Origin of the sequence: Agrobacterium pusense (assembly GCF_013285525.1) — a bacterium.
GTDB classification, from domain to species: Bacteria; Pseudomonadota; Alphaproteobacteria; order Rhizobiales; family Rhizobiaceae; genus Agrobacterium; species Agrobacterium pusense.
Genome location: NZ_CP053856.1, coordinates 2,391,404 through 2,404,755, shown reverse-complemented (window position 1 = coordinate 2,404,755; position 13,352 = coordinate 2,391,404). Strand labels below are relative to the sequence as shown.

The 13,352-nt window shown below is 59.8% G+C and carries 10 protein-coding genes; 5 read left to right on the top strand and 5 right to left on the bottom strand.

The window, feature by feature from the left end; all coding sequences use genetic code 11:
- The first annotated feature begins 131 nt into the window (after window positions 1–131).
- The 3 genes from HQN82_RS11680 (at window position 132) to fdxA (ending at window position 4,133) form a co-directional block, all read left to right on the top strand.
- Window positions 132–3,215, top strand: a complete 3,084-nt coding sequence (locus HQN82_RS11680; protein WP_173615017.1) for a helicase-related protein — start codon at window positions 132–134, stop codon at window positions 3,213–3,215.
- 4 nt (window positions 3,216–3,219) lie between these two features.
- The gene (locus HQN82_RS11675) at window positions 3,220–3,636 is read left to right on the top strand and encodes an RNA-binding S4 domain-containing protein (protein WP_004444041.1); all 417 of its coding nucleotides are present in this window, start codon (window positions 3,220–3,222) and stop codon (window positions 3,634–3,636) included.
- A gap of 158 nt (window positions 3,637–3,794) precedes the next feature.
- Window positions 3,795–4,133, top strand: a complete 339-nt coding sequence (gene fdxA, locus HQN82_RS11670) for a ferredoxin FdxA (RefSeq protein WP_004444038.1) — start codon at window positions 3,795–3,797, stop codon at window positions 4,131–4,133.
- 64 nt (window positions 4,134–4,197) lie between these two features.
- Here fdxA and holA read toward each other — a convergent pair whose 3' ends face one another.
- The 3 genes from holA to leuS are packed head-to-tail and all read right to left on the bottom strand — an operon-like array spanning window position 4,198 to window position 8,415.
- A complete protein-coding gene (holA, locus tag HQN82_RS11665) occupies window positions 4,198–5,235 on the bottom strand; it encodes a DNA polymerase III subunit delta (protein ID WP_004444036.1) in 1,038 nt (345 codons plus the stop codon).
- An 11-nt stretch (window positions 5,236–5,246) separates the two neighbouring features.
- Window positions 5,247–5,792, bottom strand: coding sequence for an LPS assembly lipoprotein LptE (gene lptE, locus HQN82_RS11660; RefSeq protein ID WP_006698300.1), 546 nt, complete (start codon window positions 5,790–5,792; stop codon window positions 5,247–5,249).
- Entirely contained in the window at window positions 5,785–8,415 is a 2,631-nt protein-coding gene (gene leuS, locus HQN82_RS11655; protein ID WP_173614908.1) for a leucine--tRNA ligase, read from the bottom strand. Before leuS ends, lptE begins: the two co-directional genes overlap by 8 nt.
- A gap of 191 nt (window positions 8,416–8,606) precedes the next feature.
- On the opposite strand from leuS, the gene HQN82_RS11650 reads away from it, so the two are divergent.
- Window positions 8,607–9,266, top strand: coding sequence for a YggS family pyridoxal phosphate-dependent enzyme (locus HQN82_RS11650; RefSeq protein ID WP_072495178.1), 660 nt, complete (start codon window positions 8,607–8,609; stop codon window positions 9,264–9,266).
- A 57-nt stretch (window positions 9,267–9,323) separates the two neighbouring features.
- Here the strand turns inward: HQN82_RS11650 and HQN82_RS11645 are convergent, their stop codons facing one another.
- Window positions 9,324–10,025 carry a DUF1013 domain-containing protein gene (locus tag HQN82_RS11645; RefSeq protein ID WP_173614907.1) on the bottom strand — a complete coding sequence of 234 codons (702 nt, stop codon included), beginning with the start codon at window positions 10,023–10,025 and terminating at the stop codon, window positions 9,324–9,326.
- 230 nt (window positions 10,026–10,255) lie between these two features.
- Between HQN82_RS11645 and acs the strand changes: the two genes are divergently transcribed.
- The gene (gene acs, locus HQN82_RS11640; protein ID WP_004444026.1) at window positions 10,256–12,208 is read left to right on the top strand and encodes an acetate--CoA ligase; all 1,953 of its coding nucleotides are present in this window, start codon (window positions 10,256–10,258) and stop codon (window positions 12,206–12,208) included.
- 101 nt (window positions 12,209–12,309) lie between these two features.
- On the opposite strand, the gene HQN82_RS11635 is transcribed toward acs, so the two are convergent.
- On the bottom strand, window positions 12,310–13,317 hold the full coding sequence (locus HQN82_RS11635) for a TRAP transporter substrate-binding protein (protein ID WP_004444024.1): 1,008 nt from the start codon (window positions 13,315–13,317) through the stop codon (window positions 12,310–12,312).
- Window positions 13,318–13,352 lie beyond the last annotated feature (35 nt).

Sequence of the window (13,352 nt, the reverse complement as noted above, 5' to 3'; positions counted from 1 at the left end):
TTGCGGGTGAGGCCTATTGCCTTTGTCGGCAGGCGTTGCCATGTGTGGTGCGTGCGGCCCATACCGTTGATGTGGGTGGCACGCCAAGCAGATGAAGTCGATTCGCGGATAGTACGTTGAATTTTCGCCCCATGATCCTGAGCGGCCGCGGTGTCACGGCCGTTCTCGGCCCCACCAACACCGGCAAGACCCATTACGCGATTGAGCGTATGGTGGCGCATGGCAGCGGTGTCATCGGCCTGCCGCTGCGCCTTTTGGCGCGCGAGGTCTATACCCGTCTGGTCGAAAAGGTGGGGGCGCCCAATGTGGCGCTGATAACCGGCGAAGAAAAAATCTCACCCCCAAAAGCCAAGTATTCCGTTTGCACAGTGGAAGCCATGCCGCGCGAAACGACGGCCGCCTTCGTTGCAATCGATGAGGTGCAGCTGGCAGGCGATCTCGAACGCGGGCATATCTTTACCGACCGGGTTCTGCATCTGCGCGGTCGGGAGGAAACGCTGCTGCTGGGGGCGGGCACGATGCGCCCGATCCTCGAAAAGCTGCTGCCGGGAATTACCGTGGTGGAGCGACCGCGTCTGTCGCAGCTTTTTTATGCCGGCCAGAAGAAGATAACCCGCCTGCCGCAGCGCACGGCGATTGTCGCTTTTTCCGCCGATGAGGTCTATGCCATTGCCGAACTGGTGCGCCGCCAGCGGGGCGGCGCGGCCGTTGTGCTAGGCGCGCTTTCGCCCCGCACGCGCAATGCGCAGGTGGGTCTCTATCAGTCCGGCGATGTCGAATATATGGTCGCGACGGACGCTATCGGCATGGGCCTTAACCTCGATGTCGATCACGTCGCTTTCGCGCAGGACCGAAAATTCGACGGTTATCAATTCCGCAATCTCAATCCGGGCGAAATCGGCCAGATCGCCGGCCGCGCCGGCCGCCATCTTCGTGACGGCACCTTCGGGGTGACAGGCCGTGTCGACCCGTTCGATGACGAACTGGTGGAGCGGATCGAGACGCATCAGTTCGATGCGGTGAAGGTGTTGCAGTGGCGGACGAAAAACTTCGATTTTTCCTCTATCGCCAATCTGCGTGCGAGCCTTGACGCTGCGCCGGCGATCCAGGGGCTTTCGCGCGCCCTGCCGGCCATCGACCAGCAGGCGCTGGAGTATCTGTCCCGTTATCCCGAAATTATCGACGTGACGACGACCGATGCACGGGTGGAAAAGCTCTGGGAGGCCTGCGCGCTTCCGGACTATCGCCGTATCGCGCCGGCGCAGCATGCGGATCTGATCTCCACGCTCTATTTCGACCTCGTCAAGCGCGGTACGGTGAACGAGGATTTCATGGCCGAACAGGTGCGTCGCGCCGACCGCACGGATGGAGAGATCGATACCTTGTCTGCGAGGATTGCGCAGATCAGAACATGGACTTATGTATCGAACCGCCCAGGATGGCTTGCCGATCCGACACACTGGCAAGAAAAGACTCGGGAAATCGAGGATCGATTGTCCGATGCGCTACATGAAAGGTTGACGAAACGCTTTGTTGATCGCAGGACATCTGTGCTCATGAGGCGCCTGAGAGAGAATGCGATGCTTGAAGCTGAAATCAGTGTAAATGGTGATGTCTTCGTAGAAGGTCATCACGTCGGCCAATTGGCCGGGTTCCGGTTCACGCCGGTGCCGGGAATGGAAGGGCCGGATCAGAAGGCCGTGCAGGCTGCGGCGCAGAAGGCGCTCGCGCTCGAATACGAGGCGCGTGCCGCGCGTCTGCACGCCAGTGGAAATGGCGATCTCGCTTTGAGCTCTGATGGTCTGGTTCGCTGGCTGGGCGAGCCGGTTGCCCGTCTTTCGGCCGGCGACAATATCATGAAGCCGCGGGTGATCCTGCTGGCCGACGAGCAGTTGAGCGGTAATGCCCGTGATCACGCGCTCGCGCGGATCGAGCGTTTCGTCAACCACCAGATCGCAACCGTGCTGAAGCCGCTGGATGATATCTCCCGCGCGGAAGACCTTCAGGGTCTCGCAAAGGGTCTTGCTTTCCAGCTGGTGGAAAATCTCGGCGTGCTGTTCCGTCGTGACGTCGCGGAAGACGTGAAGTCGCTGGATCAGGACGCGCGTGCTTCCATGCGGCGTTACGGCGTGCGTTTCGGCGCCTATCATGTCTTTTTGCCTGCGCTCCTGAAGCCTGCTCCGGCAGAACTTGTGACGCTGCTCTGGGCCTTGAAGAATGATGGTCTTGGCAAACCGGGTTATGGCGACCTTATTCCCGTCCTGGCTGCAGGCCGCACCTCGGTCGTTACGGATGCCAGCTACGAGCGCATGTTCTACAAGCTTGCCGGTTTCCGTTTCCTCGGAAAGCGCGCGGTGCGTATCGACATTCTCGAACGCCTGGCGGATCTCATCCGTCCGCTGCTGCAGTGGAAGCCCGGCCAGCAGCCGCGCCCCGAAGGCGCTTATGATGGCCGTCGTTTCACGACGACGACCGCGATGCTTTCCATTCTCGGCGCAACGCTCGATGACATGGAAGAAATCCTCAAGGGCCTCGGTTACCGTGCCGATCAGGTGACGGCGGAAGAGGCGCAGGCCTTCCTCGCCGGCCAGGCAGGCGCCACCGCGCCGGCTGCCCCGGAAACGACGGCGGGCGAAGAGGATAGCGCTGAGACCGAGCAGGACGAGCCGGCTTCCGAAGAGCAGGCCTCCGAAGCGGTTGCTGTTGTGGAAGGCGACGTTACCGAGGCACCGGTCGCGGAAGCCGCCGGTGAAGAGGCTGCTGCAAATGAAGCGGCTCCGGCGGAAAGCGGTGAGGCCGCCGAGCCGAAGCCCGTGCTTCTGTGGCGTCCGGGTGGCCGCAATGAAAACCAGCGTGGTGAAAACCGTCGTCCCGGCAATCGTGGCCAGGGTCGTGAGCAGGCAGCGCGCGAGCAAGGCGAGCGACGCGGCGAAGGCCGCCGTGACAATCGCGACGGGGCAAACCGCGATGCAGCCAATCGTGGCGGCGAGGGCGAGCGCAAGCGTGACGGCGGCCGTCCCGATCGCGGCAACAACCGCAATAATGATCGTCATGATCGTGGCGAGCGCAAGGACAGGCCGGAGCGCAGCGACCGTGGCGGAAAGCCGCAGGGCCAGCAGCGTTTCGAGGCCAAGCCACCGCGCAAGGAAAAGCCGCTGGACCCGGATTCGCCTTTCGCAAAGCTCGCTGCCCTCAAGGAGCAGCTGAAGAAGTAAGCCTATGGGAAACAGCGAACAGCCACTGGAAAGCACGCGTCAGCGTCTGGACAAGTGGCTGTTCTTTGCCCGCATGGCTAAATCCCGTTCGCTCGCCCAGAGCTACGTTCAGTCGGGACAGGTGAAGATCAATGGCGTCGTCGTCCGCCAGCCCAGTCATGCGGTGAAGCCCGGCGACAGGCTGGAAATAAGCTTCGAGCGGATGGACAGGGTCGTGGTGGTGAAGTCGGGCGGGACGCGGCGCGGCCCCTATGAAGAAGCCAGACTTCTCTATGACGATCAGACGCCGCCGAAGGAGCCTTCCGACAGGCTGACACTCCTTGAGCAGGCAATGCGCCAGCCGGGCAGCGGACGCCCGACGAAAAAGGAGCGCAGAGCGCTCGACAGGTTTCTGTCCGACAGCGACGGCAGTACAGATTAGAATAAACCTCCAAGTCAGCACCGTTTTTCAGAATTGTTTATCCTTGCTATCTGCAAGCAAAGGCATTACGTCACTTGCGAAATTGCCCTGTCTGAATTCCGGGCGACGGCTTGTGTTCCGAAGCCCAAAGACCCGGCCTGCATATTCTGGAGTTCATCATGACATATGTCGTGACCGACAATTGCATCCGCTGCAAATATACCGATTGCGTAGAGGTCTGCCCTGTCGACTGCTTTTACGAGGGCGAAAATTTCCTCGCCATCAATCCCGACGAATGCATCGACTGTGGTGTGTGCGAACCGGAATGTCCTGCCGAGGCCATCAAACCCGATACGGAGCCGGGTCTCGACAAGTGGCTGAAGCTCAATGCGGAATATGCCGCGATCTGGCCGAACATCACCATCAAGCGCGACCCGATGCCGGAAGCCAAGGAAATGGATGGTGTCGAAGGCAAGCTGGAGCTTTATTTCTCTGCTGAGCCCGGCAAGGGCGACTGACCGCAGATTTGCGACGGTCTCGCACTAACATTTGAAAAGCCCTCGTCTGCACGAGGGCTTTTGTTTATCCGCCGCGGCCGGATTGCAGCGTGGTGGATAATAGTGTCAGTAGGGCCACGCTTTCCTCCAGACTTTGGCGCTGGCGGCTTTGCAGGATGGCCGCCTGCAGTCGGTTCATCTCGCGCGCGATCGCCGCTGGCTGCCATGTGCGCAGCGCTCTTTCGATGACCGGTTTCCGGCGAAAATGGATATGACGTCCAAGCGTCTGCATGACCTGACCGGCCTGCTGCTTTTTCTCGTCCATCTCGGCGCGCATCTGATCGAGCAGCTGGAATTGCTTGAGGCACCCCTGAAGCACGAGGAAGATCGGCGTCTTGGAAGAAATGATCTTCTGAGTGGCATGGAAAAACGCGTTTCTGTCACCCTTCAGGATGGCGTCAACGGCGTCATCGGCTGAAACCGTACTGGCATCACCGATGATGGCCAGAACATCGTCTTCCTCGATTACCTCTGCGCCGCGGCAATAAAGTGCCAGCTTGCGGATTTCGTTTCGTGAAGCGATACGGTCGCCCCCCAGCGATTCGATAAGCCGTTGCCGCGCGGCAGGCGCGATACGCAAATTGTCGCCCGAAAGTTCCTGGTCTATCAACGCGTTCAGTGCGCGCGCATCGTCCGCGTAACAGGGAATGGCTGCGATGGATCGAGCCGGTTCCGCGATCTTGCGCAGCCCCGTGCCCTTCTTGATGTCGCCTGCTTCGATGATGAGAAAGCTCGCTTCCGGCGGCGTTTCCGCCAGAATCTGGAGGGCATCCACCAGCGCCTTTTCAGCTGACGCGCCCTTGACCCAGACAAGTTTCTCGCCGCCGAAAAGACCAATGGCGTTCACCTCGTCCAGCAAACGCCCCGGGTCGCCCTGGAGATCGGACGCAGTCAATTTCAGCGACGCAAAAGCGTCGTCGGGATCTATCCCCGTCTTTTTGGCGATGAGGGTTGCGCGTTCTGATACGAGACCGCGATCCGGCCCGTAGAGTACGAAAACGCGAAAGCGCTCCGCCGGATTCTCGGCGAAGCGCTCAAATTCATGGGACTTTATCTCCGCCACGGCCGCCGCTCTCAGCGGCCGAGGGTGGCGGCTATGTCGGTGCGGATGATTTCGGCAAGTTCGCGCGCCGCACGGTTTTCGGCGTCGCGGGTCGCCCGGATCTTGGCGAATTCCTGCTGTGGCAGATCCACCTGCGCCGTCACGCTGCGGCGTGCGGAGCGCAGGATCTGACCGTCGGAAATGCGCGTCAGCACGTATTGGCCGCTCATGATGACACGGCCTGGATACGGCCCGTCGTAATTGTTGTTCGTCCGTGTGGTTAGGTCGTAATTCTGCACCTCTGTCGAGGAAGCGCTCGAGCTTACCGAAACCTTGACGTTATATTGCGCCGTCGTCGGCTGCCCAGCGCCGCCAGCCAGAAGGAAGATTAGCTGGTTGCGAACTTCCTGTCCAACTCTGCCGCCGATATCAGATACACTGACGGCCGCCAGCCTTTCCTTGGTCCCGGAAGCCTCGCCATAGAGCGGGCGCACCTGGCAGCCCGCCAGAAGACCAGCCATCATCACGACGGAAATTGCTGCCGCGACGCGGCTCCATCTCGAAAAAACGTCAGACAACAATGTTCACAATCCTCTGCGGAACCACGATGACTTTCTTGGGCTCGCCGCCGGCAAGAAGAGATTTGACGGCATCCAGAGCAAGGGCAGCCGCGCGGACCGCATCTTGATCCGCATCGCGCGCGATTGTCAATTCGCCGCGCTTCTTGCCATTGACCTGCACGGGCATGACCACGTCGTTTTCCTCGACCAGCGACGGCACGAAGGTCGGCCATGACGCCTCAGCCACCAGGCCTTCATTGCCCAGCGCCGCCCAGCATTCTTCCGCCAGGTGTGGCGTCATGGGGGCGATGATGCGGATCAGGATTTCGACGGCGTCACGCGCTGCTGCCTTGACGTCGTCGGATTTGCCGCCCGCAGCGACATCCGCAAGCGGACCGGCGAGCGCGTTGACCAGTTCATAGATGCGGGCAATGGCCTTGTTGAAGGCGAGCTTGTCCAGATCTTCCTGAACAGCCTTCAGCGTCTTGTGGGCCGCCTTGGAGGCCGCCAGCCCTTCACCCTCGGTTGCAGGCTTCGGCCTGACGGATTTCAGCTCCTCGGCAGCTTCACCGATGATGCGCCAGACGCGTTGTACGAAGCGGTTCGCGCCCTCGACGCCCGATTCGGACCAAATCACATCACGATCCGGCGGCGAGTCCGAAAGCACGAAGAAGCGTGCGGTATCGGCGCCGTACGATGCGATGATATCATCGGGATCGACCACGTTCTTTTTCGACTTCGACATCTTCTCGATCGAGCCGATCTTCACCTCTTCGCCGGATGACAGCAGGAAGGCGCGGCGTGTGCCGTCGGTTTCCTCAATCCGCAGATCTGCAGGTGGCACCCATTCGCGTGCAGTGCCTTCACCGCGGCTGTAGGTCTCATGAACCACCATGCCCTGGGTGAACAGGCCCTTGAAGGGCTCCTTGACATCGACATGACCTGTTTCGCGCATCGCACGGGTGAAGAAGCGCGAATAGAGCAGGTGCAGGATCGCGTGCTCGATGCCGCCGATATACTGATCCACAGGCAGCCAATGATTGGCGACCTTCGGATCGGTCGGTGCATCTTCCCAAGGTGCCGTGAAGCGGGTGTAATACCAGCTGGAATCGACGAAGGTGTCCATCGTGTCGGTTTCACGACGCGCGTCATGGCCGCATTGCGGGCAGGCGACGTGACGCCAGGTCGGATGCCGGTCCAGCGGGTTGCCGGGCACGTCGAAGGTCACATCGTCGGGCAGCTTGACGGGCAGGTCCTTTTTCGGAACCGGCACGACGCCGCAGACTTCGCAATGAATGACCGGGATCGGGCAGCCCCAGTAACGCTGACGGGAAATGCCCCAGTCGCGCAGACGGAAATTGACCTTGCGCTCGGCCTGAGGCGCGTTGCCCAGCGTCTGCGCAGACAGCTTCTGCACGACTGCCTCGAAGGCATCCGTCGTTTTCATGCCATTCAGGAAGCCGGAATTGATCATCACGCCGTCGTCGGTGTAGGCGGTGTCATCGACCGTGAAGCTTTCCGCATCCGGGCCCTCAGGGGCGACGACCGCCACGACCGGCAGGCCGTATTTGCGGGCGAAGTCCAGGTCGCGCTGGTCGCCGGAGGGGCAACCGAAGATCGCGCCCGTACCGTAATCCATCAACACGAAATTGGCGACGTAGACCGGCAGTTCCCAGGTCGGATCCAGCGGATGGACGACCTTGACGCCGGTATCGATGCCTTTCTTTTCAGCCGTTTCCAGCGCGGCCAGAGAGGTGCCATGGCGGCGGCATTCATCGCAGAATTCGGCGATCGCAGGATTTTTTTCCGACAGTTCTTTCGCCAGCGGATGGTCGGCGGCAATGGCCAGGAAGGAGGCGCCGAACAGCGTGTCGGGGCGTGTGGTATAGACGGTGATGTCAGAAAAGCCTTCCGGCGCCGTGTCAGCAACGGTCTGCCAGCGCAGTGACAGGCCTTCGGAACGGCCGATCCAGTTCTTCTGCATCAGGCGCACTTTTTCCGGCCACTGATCCAGCGTGTCCAACTCGTCCAGCAGGTCCTGGCTGAAATCGGTGATGCGGAAGAACCATTGCGTCAGCTCGCGTTGTTCGACCAGCGCACCGGAGCGCCAGCCGCGGCCGTCGATGACCTGCTCGTTGGCCAGAACCGTATGGTCGACCGGGTCCCAGTTAACCTTGGACTGCTTGCGATAGACCAGACCCTTTTCCATGAAATCGACGAACAGCGCCTGCTGGCGGTGGTAATATTCCACGTCGCAGGTCGCGAATTCGCGTGTCCAGTCCAGCGACAGACCCATGGATTTCAGCTGGCCGCGCATGGTGGCGATGTTCTGGTAGGTCCAGTCCTTGGGATGAACCTTGTTCTGCATGGCCGCATTTTCGGCCGGCATGCCGAAGGCGTCCCAACCCATCGGATGCAGGACGTTGAAACCGCGGGCACGCTTGTAGCGGGCGACGACGTCACCCATGGCATAGTTGCGGACATGGCCCATGTGGATGCGACCCGACGGATAGGGAAACATCTCCAGAACGTAATATTTCTCACGCGGATCGCTGTTGTCTGTCACGAAGACCTTGTCTTCGTTCCATTTTTGCTGCCAGCGCGGCTCGGCGTCGCGAGGATTGTAACGTTCGATGGCCATTGTCTAAAATTCCGGGTATCGAGGGGAAAAATGTGCGCTGACCTTCACCATGAAACGACCGGGGCGTCAAGTTTGGCGGGGCGTTCGGACGTTCAATCTTGGCCAGCGTGCCTCAAATGGTGCTAAAGCCGCTTGGCATCAAGGCGATCGGCGTCTAGTTAGCGGTTCGAACGGTTAAAAAAGGTCTTGTGATGGAAATCGAAGCACGACTTCAGGATGTCAGGCAGCGCATTGCGGATGTGGCGGAAAAATCCGGCCGCAAGGCGGCAGATGTTGCCCTCGTCGCGGTATCGAAGACCTTCGAAGCGGAGGCGATCCAGCCGGTCATCGATGCTGGCCAGCGCGTGTTCGGAGAGAACCGCGTGCAGGAAGCGCAGGGCAAGTGGCCGGCGCTGAAAGAGAAGACTGATGGCATAGAACTGCATCTGATCGGCCCGTTGCAGTCCAACAAGGCTGCGGACGCCGTGGCATTGTTTGATGTCGTCGAGAGCGTCGACCGCGAAAAGATCGCCCGCGCGCTTGCCGAGGAATGCAGCAAACAGGGCCGCAGCCTTCGTTTTTATGTGCAGGTCAATACCGGGCTCGAGCCGCAAAAGGCGGGCATCGATCCGCGTGAGACCATCGCTTTCGTGGCCCTTTGCCGGGATGAGTTGAAATTGGCTGTCGAGGGGCTGATGTGCATTCCGCCGGCAGATGAAAATCCCGGTCCGCATTTTGCGCTGCTGGCGAAGCTTGCCAAGCAATGTGGCCTAGAAAAACTCTCCATGGGCATGTCCGGTGATTTCGAAACGGCCGTCGAATTCGGCGCGACCAGTGTTCGTGTGGGCTCGGCGATCTTCGGCACACGATAAGGACATAAACAAAAAACCCGGCACTGAGGCCGGGTTTCGAACATTCGAAAACGTCGATCAGTACTGATCGTCCTCGTCTTCATCCTTCTGCGTGGATTTCAGCGAGGAGAGCTTCTTGAAGACCGCATCGGCGTCGATATGTTCGTCTTCTTCGCGCTGGAAGTTGTAATCCAGACCTTCCGTTGCCGTCGCCGGCTGCAATGTGTTGTCCAGCTCTTCGGCGGTCGGCAGCGGACGGCCACGCGAGGCGCGTTCAACTTCGAGGTCAAGATCGATCTGGCTGCAGAGGCCGAGTGTGACCGGGTCCATCGGCGTCAGGTTTGCCGAGTTCCAGTGGGTGCGGTCGCGGATTTGCTCAATGGTCGACTTCGTGGTGCCGACGAGACGCGAAATCTGCGCATCCTTCAGTTCCGGGTGGTTGCGAACGAGCCAGAGAATGGCGTTCGGACGGTCCTGACGCTTGGAAACCGGCGTGTAACGCGGCCCGCGACGCTTGGATTCGGGCACGCGCACCTTTGGCTCGGAAAGCTTCAGCTTATGGTTCGGATTGGCTTCAGCGCGGGCAATCTCATCGCGGGAAAGCTGTCCGGTGGCGATCGGGTCGAGGCCCTTGATGCCCTGCGCGGCTTCACCGTCGGCAATTGCCTTGACTTCAAGCGGGTGCAGTTTGCAGAACGTGGCGATCTGATCGAACGACAGCGCGGTGTTGTCAACCAGCCATACAGCCGTTGCCTTTGGCATGAGCAATTGTTGAGCCATAGATACAGTCCTTCTGTCCGTCCGCGCCGGTGTCGCGGGCGTGGTATCAACCACTGATTTCCGGGATATTGCCGCTCTATAACCGGATTGCATCATAATTGCAATTCTTTGCGAAACAAATGACCTTTGTCTAATTGCCGTGTGCAATTGACCTGCTATGAATTCAACACATGCCTGAGGTGGGAGTCTCGGGCCGCGTCAGAAGCCATACCCGGTTCCAGGAGGAGTTCATGTCTGCCAAAATCTACCCGGTGCTCAAGTCGGCGAAAGCCCGCACGCTCATCGACAATGAGCGTTACCAGAAATGGTACCAGGAGAGCGTCGAGGATCCAGAAAAATTCTGGGACAAGCATGGCCGTCGGATCGACTGGTTCAAGCCTTACACCAAGGTCAAGAATACGTCCTTCAAGGGCAGGGTGCCGATCAAGTGGTTCGAGGACGGCCTCACCAACGTCTCCTACAACTGTATTGACCGGCATCTGAAGACGCATGGCGAGCGCACCGCGATCATCTGGGAAGGTGACAACCCCTATATCGACAAGAAGATCACCTATAACCAGCTTTATGATTATGTCTGCCGTCTGGCGAATGTGCTGAAGAAGCACGGCGTCAAGAAGGGCGACCGCGTCACCATCTATATGCCGATGATACCGGAGGCAGCCTATGCGATGCTCGCCTGTGCGCGCATCGGGGCGATCCATTCGGTCGTTTTCGGCGGTTTCTCGCCGGAAGCGCTGGCGGGCCGCATCGTTGACTGCCAGTCGACCTTCGTCATTACCTGCGATGAAGGTGTGCGCGGCGGCAAGCCGATACCGCTGAAAGAAAATACCGACAAGGCGATCGATATCGCCGCCAAGCAATATGTCATTGTCAACAAGGTTCTGGTCGTTCGCCGAACCGGCGGCAAGACCGGCTGGGCGCCGGGCCGCGACATCTGGTACCACCAGGAAATCGCCACGGTGAAACCGGATTGCCCGCCTGTGAAGATGCGCGCGGAAGATCCGCTGTTCATCCTCTATACGTCGGGCTCTACCGGCAAGCCAAAGGGCGTGCTGCACACCACGGGCGGCTACCTCGTCTATACGTCGATGACGCATGAATATGTCTTCGATTACAAGGATGGCGAGGTCTACTGGTGTACGGCCGATGTCGGCTGGGTCACGGGACACTCTTATATAGTCTATGGACCGCTGGCCAATTGCGCGACGACGCTGATGTTCGAAGGTGTTCCCAATTTTCCGGATCAGGGCCGTTTCTGGGAAGTCATCGACAAGCACAAGGTCAACATCTTCTACACGGCGCCGACAGCGCTCAGATCGCTGATGGGTGCGGGTGACCAGTTCGTCCAGCGCTCGTCGCGCTCCAGCATCCGTCTTCTCGGCACCGTGGGCGAGCCGATCAACCCGGAAGCATGGGAGTGGTATTACCATGTTGTCGGTGAGGACAAGAGCCCGATCGTCGATACATGGTGGCAGACGGAAACCGGCGGCATTCTCATCTCGCCGCTGCCGGGTGCGACCGATCTGAAACCCGGCTCGGCGACAAGGCCGTTCTTCGGTGTGCAGCCGCAGCTTGTCGATGCCGAAGGCAATGTGCTGGAGGGGCCGGCAGACGGCAATCTCTGCATCATCGACAGCTGGCCGGGCCAGTCGCGCTCCGTCTATGGCGATCATCAGCGCTTCATCGACACCTACTTCTCCACCTACAAGGGCAAGTATTTCACCGGTGATGGCTGCCGGCGCGATGAGGATGGTTATTACTGGATCACCGGCCGCGTCGATGACGTGCTGAACGTTTCCGGTCATCGTCTTGGCACGGCCGAGGTGGAATCGGCGCTGGTGTCGCATCATCAGGTTTCGGAAGCGGCCGTGGTCGGTTATCCGCATCCGATCAAGGGGCAGGGCATCTATTGTTATGTCACGCTGATGGCAGGCCAGAACGGCGACTATGCGCTGCGCGAAGAGCTGGTAAAACACGTGCGCAACGAGATCGGACCGGTTGCGACACCCGATAAGATCCAGTTCGCGCCCGGCCTGCCGAAGACCCGTTCCGGCAAGATCATGCGGCGCATCCTGCGCAAGATCGCCGAGGATGATTTTGGTGCGCTGGGAGATACGTCGACGCTCGCTGATCCTGCTGTCGTCGAGGACCTCATCGCCAACCGGCAAAACCGCACGGCGTGAACTGAGAGGCTGCTTCGGCAGCCTTTTTCTATTGACTGTCCTCACAAACAAAAACACCCGGAGGCGAACCTCCGGGTGTTTTTCATCGTAGGCTGTAAGGCTTACTGGCCGCGGATCTTCTTGAGGTCCGCCAGAACGGCGTCAACGACGTCGGCGCCGATTTCAGCCTTGTGCTTTTCGTAAACGACCATCGACTTTTCGCGGATACGCGCCTGCTCTTCGGCAGACAGCGAGTTCACCTCGAGGCCGGCCGCCTTGATCTTTTCCAGCGACTTCTGGTTCAGTTCGCGGATGACCTTGCGCTCTTCGTCACGACCCACGACTGCGCATTCGCGCAGGGCTGCCTGTTCTTCCGGCGTGTAGCTGTCGAAGATCGGCTTGGAGAAGAGGAAGAGGAACGGCGTGTAAGCGTGGTTCGTCTCCGTGATGTACTTCTGCACCTCGTAGAACTTCGAGGTGTCGATCGTCACATAGGGGTTTTCCTGGGCATCGATCGCGTTGGTCTCAAGCGCCGAGAAGACTTCGCCGAAAGCCATCGGCGTAGCGTTTGCACCGAGGTTCTGGAAGGTGTCGAGGAAGATGTTGTTCTGCATCACGCGGACCTTGAGGCCCGAGAAATCTTCCCACTTGTTGACGGCATGCTTGGAGTTCGACAGGTTGCGGAAGCCGTTTTCCCAGTAAGCGAGGTTTACGAGGCCCTGTTCTTCCAGCTTCTTGTTCATCATGTCGCCGAAGGCGCCGTCCATGACGGCATCGGCTTCCTTGGCATTGGCGAAGAGGAATGGCAGGTCGAAGACGCCAAGCGACGGGATGAGACCGACGAGCGGCGAGGACGACGTGACGACCGCTTCCTGAACGCCGGAGCGCAGGGCCTGTGTCGCCTGAAGGTCACCGCCGAGAGCGCCACCCCAGAATGCCGTCAGTTTCAGCTTGCCGCCGGACTTGTCGTCGAGGCAGGCCTGCATGGCCTTGATGCCGTTGCCGACGGGATGATCCTGGTTGATACCGTTCGAAACGCGGATGTTGCGGCTGTTGAATTCGGCCATTGCCGGCGCCGCCGCGCCGACTGCGAAGGCGATTGCCGTGGTGGTCAGAAGAAGCTTTCTCATAATATCCTCCCTTGGATTGTGGTCGAGAAAAAGTT

Bases quoted from the DNA above. Each gene is read 5' to 3' on its own strand.
- acs (WP_004444026.1), top strand. From the start codon at position 10,256: ATGTCTGCCAAAATCTACCCGGTGCTCAAGTCGGCGAAAGCCCGCACG.
- fdxA (WP_004444038.1), top strand. From the start codon at position 3,795: ATGACATATGTCGTGACCGACAATTGCATCCGCTGCAAATATACCGAT.
- HQN82_RS11635 (WP_004444024.1), bottom strand. From the start codon at position 13,317: ATGAGAAAGCTTCTTCTGACCACCACGGCAATCGCCTTCGCAGTCGGC.
- HQN82_RS11680 (WP_173615017.1), top strand. From the start codon at position 132: ATGATCCTGAGCGGCCGCGGTGTCACGGCCGTTCTCGGCCCCACCAAC.
- HQN82_RS11675 (WP_004444041.1), top strand. From the start codon at position 3,220: ATGGGAAACAGCGAACAGCCACTGGAAAGCACGCGTCAGCGTCTGGAC.
- leuS (WP_173614908.1), bottom strand. From the start codon at position 8,415: ATGGCCATCGAACGTTACAATCCTCGCGACGCCGAGCCGCGCTGGCAG.
- HQN82_RS11645 (WP_173614907.1), bottom strand. From the start codon at position 10,025: ATGGCTCAACAATTGCTCATGCCAAAGGCAACGGCTGTATGGCTGGTT.
- HQN82_RS11650 (WP_072495178.1), top strand. From the start codon at position 8,607: ATGGAAATCGAAGCACGACTTCAGGATGTCAGGCAGCGCATTGCGGAT.